At 73.4% G+C, this 20,588-nt stretch carries 20 protein-coding genes; 8 read left to right on the plus strand and 12 right to left on the minus strand.

Annotated elements, in window-relative coordinates:
• Positions 1-149: 149 nt before the first annotated feature.
• Positions 150-770, plus strand: coding sequence for a flavin reductase family protein (locus ABZS69_RS28185; RefSeq protein WP_355377804.1), 621 nt, complete (start codon positions 150-152; stop codon positions 768-770).
• 8 nt (positions 771-778) lie between these two features.
• Here the strand turns inward: ABZS69_RS28185 and ABZS69_RS28190 are convergent, their stop codons facing one another.
• The gene (locus ABZS69_RS28190) at positions 779-2,353 is read right to left on the minus strand and encodes a bifunctional NAD(P)/FAD-dependent oxidoreductase/class I SAM-dependent methyltransferase (protein WP_355377806.1); all 1,575 of its coding nucleotides are present in this window, start codon (positions 2,351-2,353) and stop codon (positions 779-781) included.
• Positions 2,354-2,448: 95 nt separating this feature from the next.
• Between ABZS69_RS28190 and ABZS69_RS28195 the strand changes: the two genes are divergently transcribed.
• The 4 genes from ABZS69_RS28195 to ABZS69_RS28210 all read left to right on the plus strand — a co-directional run bounded on the left by ABZS69_RS28195 (position 2,449) and on the right by ABZS69_RS28210 (position 5,324).
• A complete protein-coding gene (locus tag ABZS69_RS28195; RefSeq protein ID WP_355377807.1) occupies positions 2,449-3,036 on the plus strand; it encodes an XRE family transcriptional regulator in 588 nt (195 codons plus the stop codon).
• 13 nt (positions 3,037-3,049) lie between these two features.
• The gene (locus ABZS69_RS28200; RefSeq protein ID WP_355377809.1) at positions 3,050-3,640 is read left to right on the plus strand and encodes a hypothetical protein; all 591 of its coding nucleotides are present in this window, start codon (positions 3,050-3,052) and stop codon (positions 3,638-3,640) included.
• Between the two features lie 89 nt (positions 3,641-3,729).
• A complete protein-coding gene (locus ABZS69_RS28205; RefSeq protein ID WP_355377810.1) occupies positions 3,730-4,074 on the plus strand; it encodes a YciI family protein in 345 nt (114 codons plus the stop codon).
• Between the two features lie 71 nt (positions 4,075-4,145).
• On the plus strand, positions 4,146-5,324 hold the full coding sequence (locus ABZS69_RS28210) for a DUF6596 domain-containing protein (RefSeq protein WP_355377812.1): 1,179 nt from the start codon (positions 4,146-4,148) through the stop codon (positions 5,322-5,324).
• 271 nt (positions 5,325-5,595) lie between these two features.
• Here the strand turns inward: ABZS69_RS28210 and ABZS69_RS28215 are convergent, their stop codons facing one another.
• From ABZS69_RS28215 to ABZS69_RS28265, 11 genes are all read right to left on the minus strand, one after another.
• Positions 5,596-6,072: a VOC family protein gene (locus ABZS69_RS28215; RefSeq protein ID WP_355377813.1), complete on the minus strand. Its 477-nt coding sequence runs from the start codon at positions 6,070-6,072 to the stop codon at positions 5,596-5,598.
• 62 nt (positions 6,073-6,134) lie between these two features.
• A complete protein-coding gene (locus ABZS69_RS28220; protein WP_355377814.1) occupies positions 6,135-7,028 on the minus strand; it encodes an ABC transporter permease in 894 nt (297 codons plus the stop codon).
• Positions 7,029-7,212: 184 nt separating this feature from the next.
• The gene (locus ABZS69_RS28225) at positions 7,213-8,019 is read right to left on the minus strand and encodes a hypothetical protein (RefSeq protein WP_355377816.1); all 807 of its coding nucleotides are present in this window, start codon (positions 8,017-8,019) and stop codon (positions 7,213-7,215) included.
• A gap of 102 nt (positions 8,020-8,121) precedes the next feature.
• Positions 8,122-11,061, minus strand: coding sequence for a pyridoxamine 5'-phosphate oxidase family protein (locus tag ABZS69_RS28230; protein ID WP_355377818.1), 2,940 nt, complete (start codon positions 11,059-11,061; stop codon positions 8,122-8,124).
• Positions 11,058-11,846 (minus strand): HAD-IA family hydrolase, encoded by a 789-nt coding sequence (locus tag ABZS69_RS28235; RefSeq protein ID WP_355377819.1) that lies wholly within the window; start codon positions 11,844-11,846, stop codon positions 11,058-11,060. Before ABZS69_RS28235 ends, ABZS69_RS28230 begins: the two co-directional genes overlap by 4 nt.
• A 90-nt stretch (positions 11,847-11,936) precedes the next feature.
• The gene (locus ABZS69_RS28240; protein WP_355377820.1) at positions 11,937-13,058 is read right to left on the minus strand and encodes an esterase-like activity of phytase family protein; all 1,122 of its coding nucleotides are present in this window, start codon (positions 13,056-13,058) and stop codon (positions 11,937-11,939) included.
• A 140-nt stretch (positions 13,059-13,198) separates the two neighbouring features.
• Entirely contained in the window at positions 13,199-13,819 is a 621-nt protein-coding gene (locus ABZS69_RS28245; RefSeq protein ID WP_355377822.1) for a TetR/AcrR family transcriptional regulator C-terminal domain-containing protein, read from the minus strand.
• A 20-nt stretch (positions 13,820-13,839) separates the two neighbouring features.
• Entirely contained in the window at positions 13,840-14,685 is an 846-nt protein-coding gene (locus tag ABZS69_RS28250; RefSeq protein ID WP_355377824.1) for a putative protein N(5)-glutamine methyltransferase, read from the minus strand.
• Between the two features lie 154 nt (positions 14,686-14,839).
• A complete protein-coding gene (locus ABZS69_RS28255; RefSeq protein WP_355377825.1) occupies positions 14,840-17,347 on the minus strand; it encodes a histidine kinase in 2,508 nt (835 codons plus the stop codon).
• Complete coding sequence (locus tag ABZS69_RS28260; protein ID WP_355377827.1) at positions 17,317-17,685, minus strand: response regulator transcription factor; 369 nt, start codon at positions 17,683-17,685, stop codon at positions 17,317-17,319. Before ABZS69_RS28260 ends, ABZS69_RS28255 begins: the two co-directional genes overlap by 31 nt.
• A 62-nt stretch (positions 17,686-17,747) precedes the next feature.
• The gene (locus ABZS69_RS28265) at positions 17,748-18,419 is read right to left on the minus strand and encodes a response regulator transcription factor (protein ID WP_355378210.1); all 672 of its coding nucleotides are present in this window, start codon (positions 18,417-18,419) and stop codon (positions 17,748-17,750) included.
• 184 nt (positions 18,420-18,603) lie between these two features.
• On the opposite strand from ABZS69_RS28265, the gene ABZS69_RS28270 reads away from it, so the two are divergent.
• The 3 genes from ABZS69_RS28270 (at position 18,604) to ABZS69_RS28280 (ending at position 20,445) form a co-directional block, all read left to right on the plus strand.
• Complete coding sequence (locus ABZS69_RS28270) at positions 18,604-18,840, plus strand: hypothetical protein (protein ID WP_355377829.1); 237 nt, start codon at positions 18,604-18,606, stop codon at positions 18,838-18,840.
• Positions 18,827-19,417 carry a hypothetical protein gene (locus tag ABZS69_RS28275; RefSeq protein WP_355377830.1) on the plus strand — a complete coding sequence of 197 codons (591 nt, stop codon included), beginning with the start codon at positions 18,827-18,829 and terminating at the stop codon, positions 19,415-19,417. Before ABZS69_RS28270 ends, ABZS69_RS28275 begins: the two co-directional genes overlap by 14 nt.
• Before the next feature lie 104 nt (positions 19,418-19,521).
• Complete coding sequence (locus tag ABZS69_RS28280; RefSeq protein ID WP_355377831.1) at positions 19,522-20,445, plus strand: NADP-dependent oxidoreductase; 924 nt, start codon at positions 19,522-19,524, stop codon at positions 20,443-20,445.
• The last annotated feature ends 143 nt before the right edge of the window (positions 20,446-20,588 follow it).

The raw sequence follows: 20,588 nt of genomic DNA on the forward strand, positions 1-20,588 counted from the left end.
ACCCAAGCTGACCTTCCTCGCCCACCAAACCCCCGCCGAACACCAGCTGGGGTTCGCTGCCGCCTGCCCAGCTGAGGCGGGATTTACGGGTCAGATTCGCTACGACGTTTCGGTCCGGAGTTGAACGTCCCGTTCCTAGGCTCGCCCACATGAACACCGCGACCTCCGCCGCCCATGTGACCATCGAGCCGAGCATCCTGTACTTCGGGACGCCGGTCGTCCTGCTGTCCACGGAGAACCCGGACGGGACGGTCAACCTCGCCCCGATGTCCTCCGCCTGGGCCCTGGGCCAGGTGATCGTGCTCGGGCTGGGCGCCGAGGGGCAGACCGCGCGCAACCTCATGAGCCGCCCGGAGCTGGTCATCAGCCTGCCCGCCCCCCACCAGTGGGAGGCGGTCGAACGGCTGGCGCCCCTCACCGGGCGGCACCCGGTGCCGGCGGGCAAGCAGGCGCGCTGCCGCTACGAGCCCGGCAAGTTCGCCGCGGCCGGGCTGCGGCCCGAGCCCTCCGAGACCGTACGGCCGCCGCGGGTGGCCGAGTGCCCCCTCCAGTTCGAGGCGCGGGCGGAGCGGGTGGGCCACGACGTCTCGGGGTCGTTCGTCATCGTGGAGGCCGTGGTGAGCAGGGTGCACGCCGACCCGCGCATCGTCGTGCCCGGCACCCACCACGTGGACCCGGCCGCGTGGAGCCCGCTCGTCTACAACTTCCGCCACTACTTCGGCCTCGGCCCCGAGCTCGGCCACTCCTACCGCAGCGAGACCCCCCGCTAGGGACCGGGTCAGCCGGGCAGCCGCCGGACCTTGAGCACGTTGTCCCGGCCGGTGCCGGACCGGGCGACCGGAACGTGGTCGGCGCGCTCGTACTCCTCGCAGCGCAGCACCTCCCACTGCCCGTCCGGCAGTTCGAGCGCGTCCAGAACCTCCTGCGGCGTGGGGAAGTGCACGTCGGGGTGCGGGTCGTGCGCCTCGGACGGCCATCCCGCGTGCCCGACGACCAGCAGCACCCCGCCGGGGGCGACGGCCGACGCGGCGGCGCGCAGGATCTCCTCGCGCGGCAGGTTCACGAACGAGTGCAGGAAGCAGGCCGAGACCAGGTCGAAGACGCCGTCGGGGAAGGACGCGCCCAGGTCGTGCCGCTGCCAGTCGATGCGGTCGGCGACGCCCGCCGCGGCGGCGTGCCCGGCGGCGCGTTCGAGCGCCACGCCGGAGACGTCGGCCGCGGTGACCCGCCAGCCCCTGCCGGCGAGCCAGATCGCGTCGCCCCCCTCACCGGACCCCAGGTCCAGCGCGGTGCCGGGCTCCAGGTCCGCCGCCTCGCGGACCAGCATCGCGTTGGGGTTCCCGCTCCAGATCTGCCCGCTCGCGGTGTAGCGGGCGTCCCAGTACTCCTCGGGGGTCCCGTGGGCGTCCATGGCGGCGACGGCGCGGCGGGTCTCCTCGGCGACCAGGTCGGCGTTGATCGCCGCCGCCGCCCGCACGCCCGCCGCCGCGGCGCCGATGACCTGCTCGTTCAGGGTGGTCACGTTACCGGCCACCCACACCCCGGGCACGCTCGTGGCGCCGGCCGGGTCGGCGGGCACGCGGGTGCCGATCACGTGCCCGGACATCTCCATCTCCTCCGCCTCCAGCCCCAGCGCGGCGAGCGGGCCCACCTGGGCGGTTAGCAGTCCGGCGGTCGCGACGGCCTGGCAGGCGACCACGCGCCCGTCGGCGAGCCGCACCCCGGACAGCCTGCCGTCCGTCACCTCCAGGCCCGCCACCTTGCCCTCGACCACGGTGACGCCCCTGGCGGCGAGCTGCCCCCGCTCTTCGTAGCGGAGCTCGGGCGCGGTGTGCGGGAAGAGGGTCACCTCGGCGCTCCACTGCCGCCACAGCAGCGCCTGGTGAACCGAGAGCGGCCCCGTGCCCAGGATCCCGATCTTCTGGTCGCGCACCTCCCAGCCGTGGCAGTACGGGCAGTGCAGCACGTCCTTGCCCCACCGCTCGGCCAGGCCCGGCACGTCCGGCAGCTCGTCGGTCAGGCCGGTGGCGACCAGCAGGCGGTCCGCCTCGACCGAGCGCCCGTCCGCCAGCACGAGGCGGAAGCCCCCGCCGTCGAGCCGCTCGGCGGTGGCGACGGTGCCCGTCACGATCTCCCCGCCGTACCCGATCACCTCCTCGCGGCCGGCGGCTAGCAACTCCAGCGGCGAGACGCCCTCGCGCCCCAGGTAGGTGTGCACGCCCTCGGCGGGAGCGTTGCGCGGCCGCCCGGCGTCGACCACCAGCACCCTGCGCCGCGCCCGGCCCAGCGTGAGCGCCCCGCTCAGCCCGGCGGCACCGCCCCCGACCACCACGACGTCGTACCTCGCGTCCATCGCGCCTCTCCTTCCGGTGATTCCGACGTCCGACACTGTCCGCGAGCCGCCGCCGATTTGACAACTTCCGTTGCCGAAATGGCAAAGTAGGTCGCATGGACCTCGACGACGTGCTCCAGTCCGTGGGGCCGCGGCTGCGGGCGCTGCGCCAGGAGCGCGGCTCGACGCTGGCGCAGCTGTCCACGAGCACCGGCATCTCCGTCAGCACCCTGTCCCGCCTGGAGTCCGGCCAGCGCCGGCCGACCCTGGAGCTGCTCCTGCTGCTGGCGCGGGCGCACCAGGTCCAGCTCGACGAGCTGATCGACGCGCCGGTGACCGGTGACCCGCGCGTGCACATGCGCCCGATGAAGCGCCACGGCGCGACGTTCATCCCGCTGAGCCGCCGGCCCGGCGGGGTGCAGGCGTACAAGCAGATCCTCCCGCCGCGCTGGCCGGGCTACGAGCCGGGCCGGGAGCACCAGAAGGTCCACGAGGGCTACGAGTGGATGTACGTGCTGTCGGGGCGGCTGCGGCTGCTCCTCGGGGAGCACGAGGTGATCCTGACACAGGGGGAGGCGGCGGAGTTCGACACGCGGACGCCGCACGCGTTCTCCAACCCCGGCCAGGAGCCGGCCGAGATCCTCGCCCTGTTCGGCCCCCAGGGGGAGCGCATGCACGTCCGGGCCCGACCCGCCGCCCGGTGAGGTGATCTGGTGCATGATGAAGCACGTGACCGAGTCGGTGATGCGGTGGGTGCGGCGGCACCGGCCTGACGGCAACCCGCTGCGGCGGCGCTCCGACCGTCTGGAGAGTGCCGCGCTGCTCGTGACGGTGCTCCTCGTCCTGCTCAGCGGCTGGCCCGCGGCGGTGGCGGGGCGCCAGGCGTACGAGCACGCGCTGCGGGCGGCCGACGACGGGCGCCGGGAGGTGGTGGCGACGTTGCTGGCCGGCGCGCCGGTCACGAGCCTGTCGTTCGGGGAGGTCCCCCGGACCGAGCCCGCCCCGGCGCGCTGGACGACGCCTTCCGGGCTGGAGATCTCCGGCTCGGTGATGGCGCCGCCCCTGGCCAAGGCGGGCACGCCGATCCGGATCTGGATCGATCCCGGCGGCCGGAGGGTCGCCGCGCCGCCGAGCCCGGTCGACCTCCGGGTCACCGCGGTGGCGACCGCGCTGCTGCTGGTGCTGGCGACGGCGGTGGTCGCGGCGGCGGGGTTCGCGGGCGTCCGCCGGCTGCTCGACCGGGGGCGTTACCGCGAGTGGGAGGCGGCCTGGTCGCTGGCCGACGCGCGGCGCAGGCGCCAGTCGTAGGCGGGCGGAATTCGCCGCGCCGCCCTGTCGATTCCGCTCTGCCCCGGTGGTCGGTGCTGTAGAAGGACCGTGAGAGCGAGCGGAGGAACATGATGGCGCAGTACGCGGTGCTGCTGTACGAGCGAGTCCCGCCGGAGGAGCTGCCCGAGGAGGTCCAGCGGGGGCACCTGGCGCTGCCCGCCGAGGTGGCCGCGCGGGGCGGGCGGATCGTCGCCGGGATGGGGCTGGAGCCGCCGGAGACGGCCACCTCGCTCCGTGGCGACCTGGTGACCGACGGGCCCTTCATCGAGACGAAGGAGGTGCTGGCCGGGGTGTTCGTGCTGGAGGCGCGGGACCTCGACCACGCGCTGGAGCTGGCCCGGCTCACCCCGATCGTGCACGGCGGGGTCGAGGTCAGGCCGCTGGTCGGCTTCGAGATCGTGGAGGAGGGCTGAGCGGCGCCCCCGATCGGGGTGCCGCGGTCGAGGAGGCCGTCGCCGAGGCGCACCGCCGCGAGTGGGCGTTCGTGCTCGCTGCGACGGTGCGCGTCACGCGCGACCTGGACGCGGCCGAGGAGGCGGTGCAGGACGCCTACGTCCAGGCGCTGCGCACCTGGCCGCGCGACGGCGTGCCCCGCCGGCCCGGCGCGTGGCTGACCACGGCCGCCCGCCGCAACGCGCTCAACGTGCTGCGGCGCGCCAGGACGCTGGACCGGAAGCTGCCCCTGCTGCTGGAGCCGGAGGAGGCCCCGATGCCCGAGCCCGGCGCCATGCCCGACGACCGGCTGCGGCTGATCTTCACCTGCTGCCATCCGGCGCTCGCCCCCGAGGCCCGCGTCGCCCTCACGCTGCGGCTGGTGTGCGGGGTGGCGACGGCGGACATCGCGCGGGCGTTCCTGGTGGCCGAGGCGACGATGGCCGCCCGGCTCACCCGGGCCAAGAAGAAGATCGCCGCCGCGCGGATCCCGTACCGGGTGCCGTCCGGGGCGGAGCTGACCGGCCGCGTGCACGCGGTGCTGACCGTCGTCCACCTGCTCTACAGCACCGGTCACACCGCGCACTCCGGGCGGGAGCTCGTCCGCGACGACCTCACCGACCGGGCGCTCGACCTCGCGCGCCTGCTCCACCTGCTGCTGCCCGCCGAGCGGGAGGCCGCCGGGCTGCTCGCGCTGCTGCTGGTGCACCAGGCCCGGCGCGCCACCCGTACCGACGGGCGCGGGCGCCTGCTCCGGCTGGCGGAGCAGGACCGCTCGGCCTGGGACCGCGAGCTGATCGCCGAGGCGGACCGGCTCCTGGTGGCGTCGCTGACGTCGGGGCCGCCCGGGCGGTTCACGCTGCAGGCGGCCATCGCGGCCCTGCACGCCCAGGCGGCCACGTACGAGGAGACGGACTGGCCGCAGATCCTCGTCCTGTACGGGGAGCTCCTCCGCGTCTGGCCCTCGCCCGTGGTCGCGCTCAACCGGGCGGTCGCCCTGGCCATGGTGGACGGCCCGGCGGCGGCGCTGGCCGAGGTGGAGTCGCTCGAACGCGACGGCCGCCTGGCCGGTTACCGCTACCTGCCCGCCACCAAGGCCGACCTGCTGCACCGGCTGGGGCGGGACGCGGAGGCGGCGCAGGCGTACCGGGCGGCGCTGGGGCTGAGTGACAACGCGGCCGAGCGGGAGTTCCTCACCGAACGGCTCGCCCACCTGCGCCAGGAGCCCTGACCCGGATTCGTCCTATACCGAATTCGCATGCGTCGTCAGGGCCCGAGTCAAGGCCCCTCCCTGCTCAAGGCCGGTATTCGCGTGAATCGCGGTGATCTCCGAGCGTTTATGGTGAAGGGGATGGGATGCGTCACCCGGATGAACCCGGTTGGTGGACGGGGTGCGGGCGCGGGGCGCCCCGTCCGGCCCGACGGTGCTGGAGCCGCCGCGGCCGGTGCGGGCGCCCCGCAGACGCGCTCAGGCGTCCGCGCCGATCACCCCGCCGGCTCCCTCAGACCTCGGCCGGGCCCGGGTCGTCGGTGCCGAAGCCGTCGAGCGTGCGGCGCTCCTCCAGGTCGCGCAGCTCCTGGAAGACCGTGATGTGCAGGCCCGCGGGCGCGTCCAGCCGGGCGTTCAGCGACTCCCAGGGGGTGACCGTGGGCGGCGCCACCTCCGTCGCACCGGCTGCCACCAGCCGCTCGGTGGTGCCCCGCGCGTCGTCCACCTCGAACGCCACCCGGAGCCTGGGCGCCACCTGACGGCCCACCTCGACGTCGTCGATCATCTTCTTCTGCGCCGGGTTCGCGATCTCCAGGGTGGCCCGCCCGGCGTCCAGGATCGCCACCCGCGCGCCGTCGCCGCCGGAGAAGGCGGCTTGCTCGGGCAGGCCCAGCACATCGCGGTAGAAGGCCAGCGCGGCCTCGTAGTCCTCGGCCTCCACCACCAGCCGGAGCTGCCGTACGGGGTGGTCGTCGGTGGGTGCGCTCATGCGGTCTCCTCAGCGGGATCGTAGATGTTCATTCCCTTGTGCAACCCGCCCGCCGCACCCGATCATCCCCGGCCGTAACGGTCCTCGGCCCGCCAGAAGTACCAGAATCCGAAGATCAGCCCGAACACCGCCCAGAACACGCACGACAGCCACACCGTGCGCGGCGGGACGTGGCTGCCGATCAGGATGTCGCGCATCCACTCGATGTAGGAGGCCGCCGGGTTGAGGTACATCACCGTGGCCACCCACTCCGGCAGGCGGGCGCTGTTGACGACCTTGTCGTGGATGGCGAAGAACACCCCGGACGCGTACAGCCACGTGCGCATGATGAAGGGCAGCAACTGGCTGAGGTCCCGCAGCGTGGACCCCAGCCGGGCCATCACCAGCCCCGCCCCGATGTTGAACGACGTCTGCAGCACCAGCACGATCGGCACCATCAGCCAGAACCACGTGGGGAACTCCCCCGTCAGCGTCACGATCAGCAGCAGCACCCCCATGGAGATGGTGAGCTGCTGCAACTCCTGGATCGTGTACGCCAGCGGCAGCGACGCCCGGGGGAAGTGCAGGGCGCGGATCAGCGACAGGTTCCCCGAGATCGACTTGGCGCCCGCGGTGACGGTCCGCTGCGTGTACGTGAACACGAACATCCCGGTCAGCAGGAACGCCGGGTAGTTGTCGATGTTCTTGCTGCCGCCGAGGATGAGGCCGAACATCACGTAGTAGATGGCCGCGTTCAGCAGCGGGGTGAGGACCTGCCACATCTGGCCCAGCGCGGAGCCCGAGTATTTGGAGACGTTGCGCGAGGTCGCGTACGTCAGGATGAAGTGCCGCCGCTCCCACAGCTGGCGCGTGTAGACGGGCAGTCCCGGGCGCGCGATGGCGGGGCGCAGCCCGTGCTTCCTGGCGAGTTCAGCCAGGGACCCGCTCTCCGGCGGGGCGTTGTCCAGTTGGCTCATGAGCACCTCGCTGTGTTGCGGTCTCCGGCCCCGGTCCTGGCGGCGCGCGTACCCGCCTGTTACCGATGCCGAGGCTAACGGATCAATCGGTGACATCGCAGCTAGCGGGGGGTATGCGTTTCCGTGCGGCGTCGCCGGGACGGCGTACTTATGGGGCGATGTCCGGACGCATCCTCACCTCCGGTCAGGGCGTGAGGACGTTCACGCCCGTCACCGCGAAGCGTTCGACGGTGGCCACGTGGCCGCCGGTCGACGCCACGACGGTCAGCGTCCGCCCCGGGGGCGCCTTGAAGGCGACCCGGGCCGCCCACGGCGAGTCGGTCCCCCCGGCGCCCACGCAGCACGACTCCCCCACCGGGGTGGTCGAGCCCGGCCGGCGGACCTGGACCCTGACGCTCTCGTCCACGCCCGTGATCTTGCCGCCTACGGTCAGCGGGGACCGCACGACGGCGCCGTAGCGGGGTCTGGTGAGCGAGAACGAGGTGTCGTCGGTGCCCACCACCTCCCACGGCGCGTCCTCGCCCGTGCCGTACCTGACCAGGTGCACGACGGCCGCCACCAGCGCTCGCGGACCCTCCTCCGCGTTGTAGGCGACGTGCACCCGCGCGTGGTCGCCCGACCGGACGGACTTGGCGACCTGGTCGATCTCGGTGAAGCCGAGGTAGTCGCGGGTGAAGGCGATCGCGGTGCGGCCGGCGTCGAGGTGCCACGCCTGGCGGCCGTCCCTGCGGTACGCCTCCCGCCACGCCGTCGCCTCACCCGGCGTGGAGAACGGCCACAGCGGCTGGTAACGGCCGGCGACCAGGCCCCCTCGGGGGGTAGGCGTGGCGGTGCCGGGTGGTGTGCTCGTGGGGTCGGCCGCCGGGGTGGTGTCCTCGGGCGAGGCCGTCACGGTGACCGAGCCCCGCGGATCTCTGACGGCCCCGCAACCCGCGGCCGCCACTGCGAGCAGGACCAGCACCGGAAGGGTACGCCCGGTGAAGCGCTTCATGCGGGACCTCCTGACAATGATGATCGTGCCCGCCGGCCAGGGAAGTATCCCAGCCGGCCGCTCCTGATCAGCAGCGAAACGCCGCCGATGGTCTGCCCGGTGCTACATGCCGTGGATGCGGCGGCCCGCGATCTGCTGCGGGACGATGCGGATGTAGAGGCGGCGCTCGCCGCCCGCCCAGGGTGTGACGCCCGAGTCGGCCACCTCTTCCATTTCCTCCGGCGTCACGTGGTGGGCGGGCCCCTGCACCAGGACGCTCCACCCTTCGCGGTTGGCCTCGTCGATCTTGTCGACCTCGAAGGCGATCTTGATGTCCACTCCCTCCAGCCCCGAGCGGAGATCCTCGTCCATCGGGCCGCCGGACGCGGTGCGGAAGACGATCACGCCGTGGTGCAGCTTGTAGTTGACGGGCAGCACGGTGGGCCCGTGCCTGCCGCTGAACGCCACCCGCCCGATCCCGCCCGGCGAGATCAAGCGCAGGCACTCCTCCTGGTCCAGCACCTCCAACGTCGGGTTGGCCATGGCGGGGCCGCGCCCGGGCGGGCGGTCCACGCCGCCGCCCAGCAGCTCGTGCACCGTGGTCTGGAGGGCGTCCGCCAGGCGGTAAAGGGCACCCGTGTCCGGCATATCGGGATTTTCCTCCAGGTATTTCAGGTAGCCGGCTGACATGGCCGCGCGCTCGGCGACCTGTTCGCGGCTCAGGCCGAGACGTTCGCGACAGTGGATGAGGCGGCGTCCGAGATCTCCGGTGCCAGTCATGATGGCTTCTCCTCGCGTATAGGTACGGCGCGCGGTGCCGTTCACGCGTGCCTCGTGGTGATCGGCGTCGATGAAGATCTGGCGCCCGTGGTAGCGGATCGGCATGGACAGCACGCCGAGCCGGCCGGGCAGCAGCGGGTCCAGCCGCAGCCCGTCCGGCCGCAGTTCCAGGCCCAGGTAGCAGCGTTGCAGGAGGTCGAGGGTGCCGCCCATGGCGCCCAGGTGGATGCCCTCCGCGGTGGTGCCGCCCTGCACGTCCTTGATGTCGCTGTAGAGGGCCTCGGTGAAGAACCTCCAGGACCGCGCCCTGTTGGAACGTGCCAGCACCCAGGCGTGCACGACCGCGCTGAGCGTCGAGCCGTGGCTGGTGCGGTCGAGGTAGTAGGAGACGGTACGGGGGATCAGCCCGCGTTCGACCGGGTAGCCGAGCCGTTCCAGGATGGCGGTCAGCTCGTCGCCGGTCAGGAGGTAGCAGAGCATGAGGGTGTCGGCCTGCTTGGAGGCCTTGTAGCGGTTGACGTCGTCGCCGTCGGCCTCCAGCGCCCGGTCCAGGCGCCGCACGCCGCCATAGCGCCGCCAGTCGAGCTCCGGCAGGTCCGCGTACCCGGTGAACTGGCTGATCACGCCGTCGTGGAAGTCCACCCGCAGGCGGCGGCTGATGTCGTCCCAGCGGGCCAGCTCCGCGTCCGGGGGTGCGAGCTCGGGCGCCAGGCAGGCGGTGTCGCGGGCGCGCATCAGCAGCCACGCGGTCATGACGTTGGTGTACGCGTTGTTGGCCAGCCCCGGCACTTCCGCGCCCGGGTAGCCGTCGTGGTACTCGTCGGGCCCCATGACACCGCGGATCTCGTACCGGTCGCCGTGGACCACCGCCAGCGAGGCGAAGAACCTGGCGATGTCGAGCAGCAGCTCCGCGCACCACGCCGGCATGGCGCCGGTGGCCAGGTAGTGCTGCCACACGTTGTAGGCGATGGCCAGGCCGACGTGCCGCTGCAGGCGGGAGCGGTCGGGCAGCCAGCGTCCGGAGAGCGGGTTGAGGTGCAGGGCCGGGGTCTCCTCGCGGCCGTCGCTGCCGCTCTGCCACGGGAACATCGCGCCCTCGTACCCGGCCGCCCTGGCCGCGGCCCTGGCCTCCGGCAGCCGCCGCCAGCGGTAGCGCAGCAGGCCGAGCGAGACCTCGGGGAAGCGCAGGCTCAGCCACGGCTGCACGAACAGCTCGTCCCAGAACACGTGGCCCCGGTACGCCTCCCCGTGCAGGCCGCGGGCGGGCACGCCGACGTCGAGGTCGGCGGTGTGCGGGGAGAGCGTCTGGAGCAGGTGGAAGATGTGCAGGTGGACGGCCTGCGCCAGCCGGTGGCCGCCCAGGTCGAGACCGGCCCGCCGCCACAGCCTTTCCCACGCGGCCTCGTGGGCGGCCAGGAGGCCGTCGAAGGGGGGCGCGCGGCGCACGTGCCCGAGCGCCGCCGAGCGCGGGTCGTGCGTGGCGGGGTCGCGCGAGGTCGTCAGCGCCACGATCTTGGTGAGCGTGGCGGGCCGGCCCTGCGCGAGGTCGAGCACGTGGTCGGAGAAGACGTGGCCGGGACGGGGCCGCGGCCGCGCCCCGGGCGACCGGTCCGGGGCGGGCGTGCGGCCCGTACTGAGGGCGTTGACGTCGACCCGGGCGGCCAGGGCCACGGTGACGTGCGAGCCGCGGGTGCTCGCCGTCAGCCAGGCCAGCTCGTCCTCCGAACCGGTGGCGTGCCCGGTGAGGTGGTCGCCGCGCAGGTCGCGGTAGCGGGCCACCCCCCGGTTCGCCACCCGGCCGTCCAGGGTGGCGCGCACGCGCATCGGCCCCGACCAGTTCTCGGCGGTGAACGTGGTCTCCAGGGCGGCCAGGCACGGCGCGGCCATCGACACCAGGCGGCGCTGCCGTACCCGCGTGACCCGGCCCTCGCCGTCGCGCCAGCGCAGGTCGCGCACCAGCACGCCGTGCCGCAGGTCCAGCTCGTGCCGGTAGGACAGCAGCGCCGCCCGCTCGGGCCGGAACCACTCCGATCCCGGGGTGGCGAACGTCAGCGGCAGCCAGTCGGGCAGGTTGACCATGTCCTCGTTGGTCACGGTGCGCCCGGCCACGACGGAGTCGAGGCGGTTGTAGCAGCCCGCCACGTACGTGCCCGGCGTGCGCGGCTCGCCGTCCGGGGTGGCGCCGCGGGTGGCGAACCTGCCGTTGCCGAGCGTGCACAGCGCCTCCCGCGTCCCCTCCCCGCTGGGGTCGAAGCCGTCGTACACGAGCGTCCAGTCGTTCATGGCCGTCCCACCGGCACGCGGCCGGAGACGTCGGCGTCGGCCAGGTCGGCGACCACGACGTCCGCCCCGGCGGCCCGCATCGCCTCGGCGGCGCCGCCCGCGACGGCCCGCGGCCCGTCCCCGGGCTCCCGCAGCCCGCTCCTGTCCACCCCGACGACCAGGCCGAACCCGCCCTTCCTGGCGGCCTCGACGCCCGGCAGGGCGTCCTCCACGATCGCCACCACGGCGGGGGCCAGCTCCAGGCGGCGCGCGGCCTCCAGGAACAGCGCGGGATCCGGCTTGCCGCGCAGCCCCAGCTCGGCGGCGTCGTCGCCGCCGACCAGCACGTCGAACAGGTGCAGCAGCCCCGCCGACGACACCACCGCCCGGCAGTGCCTGCTGGCCGACACGACGCCGGTGCGGCAGCCGCGCCGGCGCAGCTCGTGCAGCAGCGCGACGGTGGAGGGGAAGGCGGCCACGCCGTGGTGCGCGATCGCCTCCACGAACAGCGCGTCCTTGGCCAGCCCCAGCCCGTGCACGGTCTCCGCGCCCGGCTCGTCCTGCGGGCCGCCCTCCGGGATCGAGATGCCGCGCGAGGCCAGGAACGTGCGCACCCCGTCCAGCCGGGAGCGCCCGTCCACGTAGGCGAGGTAGTCCGCGCGCACGTCGAACGGCGCGGACCGGCCACGCAGGAACGCGTCGAACACGTGCTTCCACGCGGCGGCGTGCACCCGCGCCGTGTCGGTGACCACGCCGTCGGTGTCGAAGACGACCGCCCGGATCCTGGTCAGGTCGAAGGTGGCCATATCCAGCACGCTACCCACCCACGTGGCGGCCAGCCCTGCCGCCTGAGCAGGCACGATACGGCTCGGCGCGGTGGCGCGCCCCCGGCGTCCTCACGGGCAGCCCGTCGCGGCGAAGGCGAGGAACTGGGTCACCTCGCGCTGGTCGAAGTTGTCGTCCGAGCCGATCACCAGCGTGCACGTCCCGTCGGCCAGGCGCGGGCCCCAGGCCAGGCTCTCGAGGTTCTGCGTCGGCGGACGGAAGGCGCCGAGGTCCTGGACCAGGCGCTTGGTCACCGGCCGGTACGGCATGCCCTGCGCGAGGTCGTCCCTGGCCAGCACGTTCGTGGCGCCGCGCAGGTCGATCTCGTACAGCTTGACCCGGTAGTTCACGCCCTGGATCCAGGAGCGTTCGAGCGCGAGATAGCGGTTGTCGTCGATGGCCAGGATCTCCGAGACGCCGCTGTCGGAGTCACCGTCGGGCGGGATCGGCGCGGTGGGCAGCGGGTCGAGCGGGTAGGCGTACTGGGCGCGCGCGGTGCCCCGGCGGTTCCACACGGTCACGCGCGCGGGTGCGCCGCGCTCGACCGAGGGCACCGGCCCGTCCTCGTAGCGCGGCCCCTCGGTGACGCCGACGATCGCGTTTTCCGTGACCGCCAGCCCTTCGAAGCCGAAATTACGCCGAGGCCCGCTCTCGGTGTCCGTCAGCCGCAAATTCGGCGGCACCCGCAATTCTCCGATATGACGCCCCTGAACGTCGGTCGTGCGCACGCCGGCGGCGGAAATCGGAATGGCCGGATTCCGGCCGTCCGGCCGGTCCCCCTCGTCTCCCCAGACCAGCCGCCCGCTCCACCGGTCGAACCTGATCGACTCGGGGTCGGCCGCGCCCGGCTGGCCGTAGCCCGGGTAGGGCGTGCCGTCGGCCCTGGTCAGCGTCTTGACCCCGGTCACCCGTGCGCCGACGAACTCCCCCGTCTCGCTGTCGAAATCCAGCCGCCCGGTGTAGAAGCGGGCGGGGTTGTAGCGCCAGCGGTCGTCGGAGATGAAGTACCAGGTGCCGGTGGCGGGATCGCGGTCGATCCCCGACAGCCCGCCCACCGTGGTGTCCTGGAACTTCAGCAGGTGCGACAGCCTCTGCTCCCCGAGGAAGCGCGTGATCCGCACGGGGTCCCGCCGCTCCGCCGACGCGGGAGGGGCGGCGCCCACCGTCAGCGTGAATGCGACGGCGATTTGCATGATTCTCCGCGAACGAGCCATCTGACCCCCGTAATTCAAAGCCGAACCGACGGAGAAAATGAAAGCGCGGATCAGTGGCGAAGTCCACGGACAAATAACAGCACGCCGCCCATCAAAAGGGGCAAATCATTCCAGGAGTTTCAGTCGCTCCCGAGGGAGGCGGCCACGCCGTCGAGGATGAGCCGCAGCCCGTACGCGAACGCCTCCTCGCTCGTGGGGGCCCCGCCCTCGCGCACGCCCGCGACCGTGAGGGGGAAGTCGGCGTACGCGGACAGCTCCCGGGTCTCGCCCCGCTCCCGGCGCTCGCGCTGCGCCTGCTCGTTGAGCACGAAGCCGAGGGTGTAGTGGCTGACGGACCCGATGGCGTGCAGGCCCTGGCCGGGCGTGAACCCGAGCCCGACCAGGATCTTCAGCTCCTCCTCGAACGCCCGCGCCACGCTCGCGCCCGGGTCGCTCCCGGTGACCAGCCGCGCCCCGTCACGATGGCTGAGCAGCATGCGCCGATATCGGTGGGCCCGCCGGGCCAGCCACTCCCGCCAGGACTCGCCCGCGCCGGGGCCGCCCATCTCGGGGGCGAGCAGCTCGCGCGCCATCTCGTTCAGCAGCTCCTGCTTGTTGCGGAAGTGCCAGTAGAGCGCCGGGTTCTGCACGCCGAGCCGGGCGGCGAGGCGGCGCACCGACAGCCCGTCCAGGCCCACCTCGTCGAGCAGCTCCAGCGCGGCGCGCACGACCGTGTCCCGCGCCAGTCCCTTCTGTGCCATCGCGGGACACCTTAACATCGCTAAGGGCGGGTCCCGATCACCGCGGTGGCGTCCAGCTCGTCCGAGCTCGCCACCCGGACGGCCAGTCCCGCCCGGGCGACGGCCTCGGCGGTCGCGCCGGCCTGCCCCTTGCTGGTCTCGACCAGGAGGTGGCCGCCGGGGGCGAGCCAGCGCGGCGCGCCGGCGATCACCCGCCGCACGACGTCGAGCCCGTCGCCGCCGCCGTCGAGCGCCATGAGCGGCTCGTGCAGCCGGGCCTCGGACGGCAGCAGGACGATGGAGCCCGAGGGCACGTACGGGGGGCTCGCGATCGCGAGGTCCACCCGGCCCAGCAGCGAGGCGGGCAGCGGATCGTACAGGTCGCCCTGGTAGACCCGGCTCGTGAGCGTGCCGCCGGGGCGGAGGGGCAGGGCGGCGAGATTGCGGCGGGCGCAGCGCACGGCGGCGGGATCGACGTCGACGGCGTGCAGCTCGACGCCCTCCAGCCCTGGTTCCAGCCCTGCCGCCAGCGCCGCCCCGGCCGCGCCGCTGCCGCAGCACAGGTCGAGGATGACCGGCGGCCCGGGGAGCCCGGGGGCCAGCGCGGCGGCCTGGCCGATGAGGAACTCGGTGCGCGGCCTGGGCACGAACACCCCCGGCTCCACGACCACCCGCAGGCCGCAGAACTCGGCCCAGCCGAGGACGTGCTGGAGGGGTTCGCCGGCGGCGCGGCGCTCGACCATCGCGGCGAGCTCGGCGGGGGTGCGGGCGGTGGAGACGAGCAGCTCGGCCTCGTCCTCGGCGAAGACGCAGCCGGCGGCGCGCAGCCTGGCGACGATGGCGGAGGGGGAGACGGCCGAGGGGACAGATGACGAAAAAACCGACATGAGAGCCTTTCGGGATGCCGATGGGCGCTCCCGCGGTCACCTAATCCTGATCATGGGGAGGGAGCACCCGGCCTGCCACAGCGTTGATGGGTCTCACCTCCTGAGGACGATCTCTCCGAGAGAGTATCAGAGCCCTCCCCGCGCCCGGAGGGGGCTACCCGTCGACGCGGGGGACGTCCGGGATGTGGCCGTGCAGGCGGAGGCCGGCGCCGGGGCAGGTGTCGATGGTGAGCGTGCCGCCGATCGCGCCCAGGCGGTCGTACATGTTGGTGATGCCGTACCCGCTGCGGACCAGGTCGGGGCGGCTCCCGCGCCCGGTGTCGCGGAAGTCGAAGGAGAGCCCGTCGCCGCCGCGCAGCGCGATCGTGATGCCGGCCCCCTCCCCCGCGTGCTTGTTGGCGTTCTGCAGCGCCTCCAGCAGGCAGAAGTAGACGTTGATCTCGATCTCGGGCGGGTAGCGGCCCAGCCCGGAGGCGCGGACGGCGGCGGGCAGCGGGCTGTGCCGCGCGGCGGCGCGCAGGGCCGTCTCCAGCCCGTGCTCGGCCAGCTGCCGCGGGTAGATCCCGTGCGCCAGGTCGCGCAGCTCGGACTCCGCCTCCCGCAGGTCGCCGCAGAGCTGCGCCAGCAGCGGTTCTACCTGCTCGGGGTCCGTGGCCAGCAGCCGCTGCGCCACCCGCGACTGGACCGCCGCCGCCACCAGCCGCTGCTGGGCGCCGTCGTGCAGGTCGCGCTCGATCTGGCGGCGCTCGCGGTCGGCCGCCGCCACCAGCCGCGCCCGCGACTCCTGCAACGCCTCGGCCCTGGCGACCAGCATCACGTGGTTCTGCCAGGCGAGGAACGAAGCCCTCGTCAGGCCGAGCACGACCAGGACGATGACCAGGACGTCCACGGCCAGACCCTCGAGGCCGACGCCGGGCGAGAAGCGCGCCGCGAGCGTGACGGCCCCGGCGGTGCCGATGGTGCAGGCCATGACGGCCTTGAAACGCCGCCGGGACAGGTACGCGACCGACAGCAGCACGGGCGACACCGTCATGAGCGTGGCGTACGGGAGGGCGGCCGGGAGCATCGCGGTCAGCGCGAGCGCGTAACACCAGGTGACGGCCGCGGAGATGCCGATCGCGCGTTCGAGGCGGCCGCGCCTGACGACGCGCAGGGCCCCCACGATGATCAGCGCCACGGCGAGGCAGCCGCCCGCCAGGACCAGCAGCCAGGTGGCGCGCGAGCCGGCGAAGTCCGCGACCGCGCCCGTCCCGGCGACCAGCGCGACCCCCAGGATCGCCCACAGACCGGTGGTGATGTACCGGTGCGGATGCGGGTCGGTGCGGCGCTGGAGGCCGACGTACAGCCGGGCGATCACGTCCCAGACGCGCTGCAGGAAGGTGCGGACGGCGGTGCCGGGCTCCCGCAGCGAACGCCGGACCCCGGCGCTCTCCAGCGCGGCCCGGGGCAGGTGGCCGTGCAGGTGCAGCCCGCCGCCCGGCGGGGTGTCGATGGTGAGGGTGCCACCGATGGCGCCGAGGCGGTCGTTCATGGTCGTCACGTCCTCGCCCGTGTGGAGCAGGTCGGACGTGGAGCCGGGGCCGGTGTCGTGGAAGTCGAAGGACAGGCCGTTGCGGTCGAGCAGGGAGATGGTGACCCTGGCCCGGTCGCCCGCGTGTTTGATCGCGTTCTGCAGGGCCTCCAGCAGGCAGAAGTAGATGTTGATCTCGATCTCGGGCGGGTAGCGGCCCAGCCCGGAGGCGCGGACGGTGGTCGGGAGCGGGCTGTGCTGCGCGGCGGCGCGCAGGGCCGTCTCCAGCCCGTACTGGGCGAGCTGGGGCGGGTAGATCCCGTGCGCCAGGTTCCGCAGCTCGGCGCTGGCCTCCTGCAGGGCGTCGGAGAGCCGCCCCAGCAGCGGCCCCACCTGGCCGGGGTCGGTGGGCAGCAGCCGCCGCGCGACCCGCGACTGCGCGGCCGCGGCGTCCAGGCGCCGCTGGGCACCGTCGCGCAGGCTGCGCTCGATCTGGCAGCGCTCGCGGTCGGCCGTGGCCACCAGCCGGGCGCGCGACTCCCGCAGCGCCTCGGCCCTGGCGACCAGCATGGCGTGGTTCTGCCAGGCCGCCAGCGACACCAGGATGGTGATGAACGGGACGAACACGATGGCCAGCGCGTGCGTGACCGCCGGAGGCGCCGCCTGCTCGAGGCCGACCCCGCCGAGCAGGCTGCCGGCCGCCACCAGGACCGTCCCGGCCAGCATGGTCGCGCCGAGCATCGCCGACAGCCGCGCGTGGTTCATGTGCTGCACGGCCACCAGCACCGGCAGCAGCACGGCCAGCGTCAGGGTGGCCAGCGCGAAGGGCACCATCGCGGTGACGGCGACCGCCACGACCCAGTTGGAGACCGCGAAGACGACGACCGCGGCGAAGCGCCGGTAGCGGTGGATGAGGTGGATGGCGCGCAGCAGGAACGCGGCCATCACGAGGAGCAGCGCGACGATGGCGATCAGCCAGTCGTTCCGCACGGCCCCGGCGCGCAGCGCGAGGAGCCAGCCGGTGGCCACGGCGACGCCGGCGAGGTCGGCCAGGATGTAGGTGCGCAACCGCTCCCACTCGGGCGCGCCCATCTCGATGGTCTCTGTCCCCCACAGGCCCGCTAAGACGCCGCGGGCCCCCCGTCGCTCCACAGTGCCTCCAATTCGTCGGGGCCGAAGCGGTCCTTGTGCCGGTAGTGGGCCCCGATCCCCTTCGCGTCCCGGGGCAGTTCCTCGGTGTCGTCCACCGACAGCAGGACGACCACCGTCCCGGGGTGGGAGCGCCTGATCCGCCGCGCGGCCTCCAGCCCTCCGATGCCCGGCATGTTCACGTCCATCAGCACCATGGCGACCGCCCGCTCCTCGATGAAGCCGAGCGCCTCCTCGCCGCTGGCCGCCTCCCCCGCCAGTTCGAAGCCGTCGGCCACGGCGATCACAGCGGCCACGGCCCGGCGGAACGACGGCAGGTCGTCCACCACCAGAACGCTCACGCGGTGCTGCTCCACAAGCCCGATCGTCGCACCCGCGCGCCGTCCTGTCGGTGGTGCCAGCATCACTGTCCTGATGACGAATCGGAGTCCAGGAACATCAGGACGGCCTTGACCCGGCGGTTGGTGTCGCGGTCGCCGTGCAGGCCGAGCTTCATGAAGATGGAGTTGATGTACTTCTCCACCGCGCGCTCGGAGACCCCGAAGCCGGCCGCGATGGCGAGGTTGGACCGGCCGGCGGCGACCTCGGCCAGGGTCTCGCTCTCCCTGGGCGTCAGCCGCCGCAGCGCGTCGCCTTCGTTGCGGGCCTTGGCCGAGACGAGCGAGTCGACGACCACGGGATCGATGAACGACCCGCCGGAGGCCACCGTCCGCACCGCCGAGATCAGCTCGCCCGGGGCGGCCACGCGCTCCTTGAGCAGGTATCCGCGCCTGCTGCTGCCCCCCTCGATCAGCGCCAGCAGGTAGCCGGGGTCCAGGAACTGCGACAGCACGAGGACGGCCACCTCCGGATGGGTCCGGCGCAGCGCCGTGGCCGCCCGGATGCCCTCGTCCGTCAGGGTCGGCGGCATGCGGATGTCGGTGACCACCACGTCGGGTTTCTCCCGCTCGACGCCGGCCATCAACGCGTCGTAGCCGGAGCAGACCGCGGCGACCTCGACGCCCGGCTCGGTGGCGACGAGCGCCTGGATGCCGGCGCGCACGAGCAGGCTGTCCTCGGCGATCACTATCCGCAACTGCATCACCAGCAAACGGTAGTCCTCCCGTGCGCGCCCGCTCAACACACCTTGATCGGTTCGCACCCTCCGGTGAGGAAAACCGAACCATGACTCGGAAGGCAGCCTTATCGGACATCTGATGCTCCGGCGGGAAACTGGCCAGACGACAGCGATTCGGGGGACTTTGAGCTGAGGGGGGACGATGATTCACCTCGCCGAGCGGATTTCGCGAATCCGGTCCTGGGCCGCCGAGCTGCTCGCCCGAGCCGACTTCGCGCTCTGCGTGGAGGAGGACGAGTGGGCCGTCCGCCGGGGATGGACGGTCACCAAGGCGGGTTTCGGCGCCCGGCGCTACCGCGACCCGCGCTTCGACGCGCTCAAGGCCGCCCGGACGGCGGCGTACCGGGCCGAGGAGGTCGGGGGCCATGTCTTCTCGTAACGAGCGGCACAATCCGTACGCGCGGGCCGGGACGCCGTTCCCGGCCGCGCGGCCGGTCGTCGTGCTGTGGCGGTGGCGTACGGAGATCGCGCTGCTGGTCCTGGCGGGGGCCGCGATCACCGTGACGGCCGCCGCCGCGGGGCAGGGGCATTGGTGGGCGGCGTTCGCGCTGGCCGGGAGCGTCAGCGTGCCCGCGACCGTCCCCGCCGGCCGCGCCTGGCTGCGCCGTCACTTCTGGTGCCTGTTCTCCCGGCACCGGCTGCAGCGGGTCTTCCTGGAGACGCCGATGCACACGCGCAAGGGCAGGATTCCGCTGGTGCTCTGGATATCGCCGCAGGAGTTCGGGGAAAGGGCCTTCCTGCTGCTGCGGGCCGGGATCTGCGCCGAGGACCTCGAGGCGTTCGCTGGGGAGATCGCGGCGGCGTGCTGCGCCTCCTCCGCCCGCGTCTCCCGGCACCCGCGGCAGGCGCAGTTCGTGACGGTCGAGATCGTCCGGCGCGAGCAGTCGGCCGGGGCCGGCGCGTGGGTCGGCGGCGGTCCGGACGCGGGGCGCCCTCTGGAGCGCCTGGCAGGGTGATCGGTCCCGTGCGGTCCACGCCACGAGGGAGCCGTCCCGCATGAACGAAACGGTGCGGGTACGTTCTTTCTGCTCGGTGTCTTCACCACTGGTAAGGATCTGCCATGCGAGCCATCACCGTCCGAGACCGTGCCGCCGGCCTGGCTGGGCTTTCCCTGACGGAAGAGCCGTACCCGCACGCCGCCGAGAACGATGTCATCGTGCGGGTGCACGCCGCGGCGTTCACCCGCGGGGAGCTCGACTGGCCGGGAACATGGGCCGACCGCGCGGGCCGCGACCGGACGCCGAGTGTGCCCGGGCACGAGCTGTCGGGTGTCGTCGCCGAGCTGGGGTACGGGACCACCGGTCTGACCGTCGGCCAGCGGGTGTTCGGGATGGCCGACTGGGCCCGCAACGGCACGCTGGCCGAGTATGCGGCGGTGGAGGCCCGCAACCTGGCGCCGCTGCCGGCCGACGTCGACCACATCGCGGCCGCCGCGCTGCCGATCTCAGGGCTGACCGCATGGCAGGGCCTGTTCGACCACGGCCGCCTCGCCGCCGGCCAGACCGTCCTGATCCACGGCGCCGCGGGCAGCGTCGGCTCCATCGCGGTGCAGCTCGCGTGTGAGGCGGGAGCCCGGGTGATCGGCACCGGCCGGGCCCGCGGCAGGGACACGGCGCTCGGTCTCGGCGTGGACGCCTTCCTGGACCTGCAGGCCGATCCCCTGGACGATGCCGGTCAGGTCGACGTGGTGCTCGACGTGATCGGCGGCGACGTCCTGGACCGCTCGGCGGCGCTGGTGCGCGCCGGCGGCACGCTCGTCACCATCGCCTCGCCGCCCACGGTGCAGCCCCGGGACGGACGGGCGATCTTCTTCGTCGTCGAGCCCGATCGCGCCCGGCTCGCGGACCTGGCCCGGCGGCTCCGGGACGGGCGGCTCCGCCCGATCGTCGGGGCCGTGCGGACGCTCTCCGAGGCGCCCTCGGCGCTCGCGGCGGCCCAGCGGCCCCCCGGCAAGACGATCATCCGGGTCACGGAAGGCGAATAGCGGGCCGCGTCCGACGGTCCGCGCACGAACTCGCCGGGCGGCTCGACCTGCGTCTGAACACACCATCACCAAGGCTTGAACTCGCCCTCGGTAGGCGTCGGGTTGCCCGGGCAGTGTGCTCGAGCAAGTCCGCTCCGAGGTAA

Source organism: Nonomuraea sp. NPDC005650, from assembly GCF_040605375.1.
GTDB lineage: Bacteria > Actinomycetota > Actinomycetes > Streptosporangiales > Streptosporangiaceae > Nonomuraea.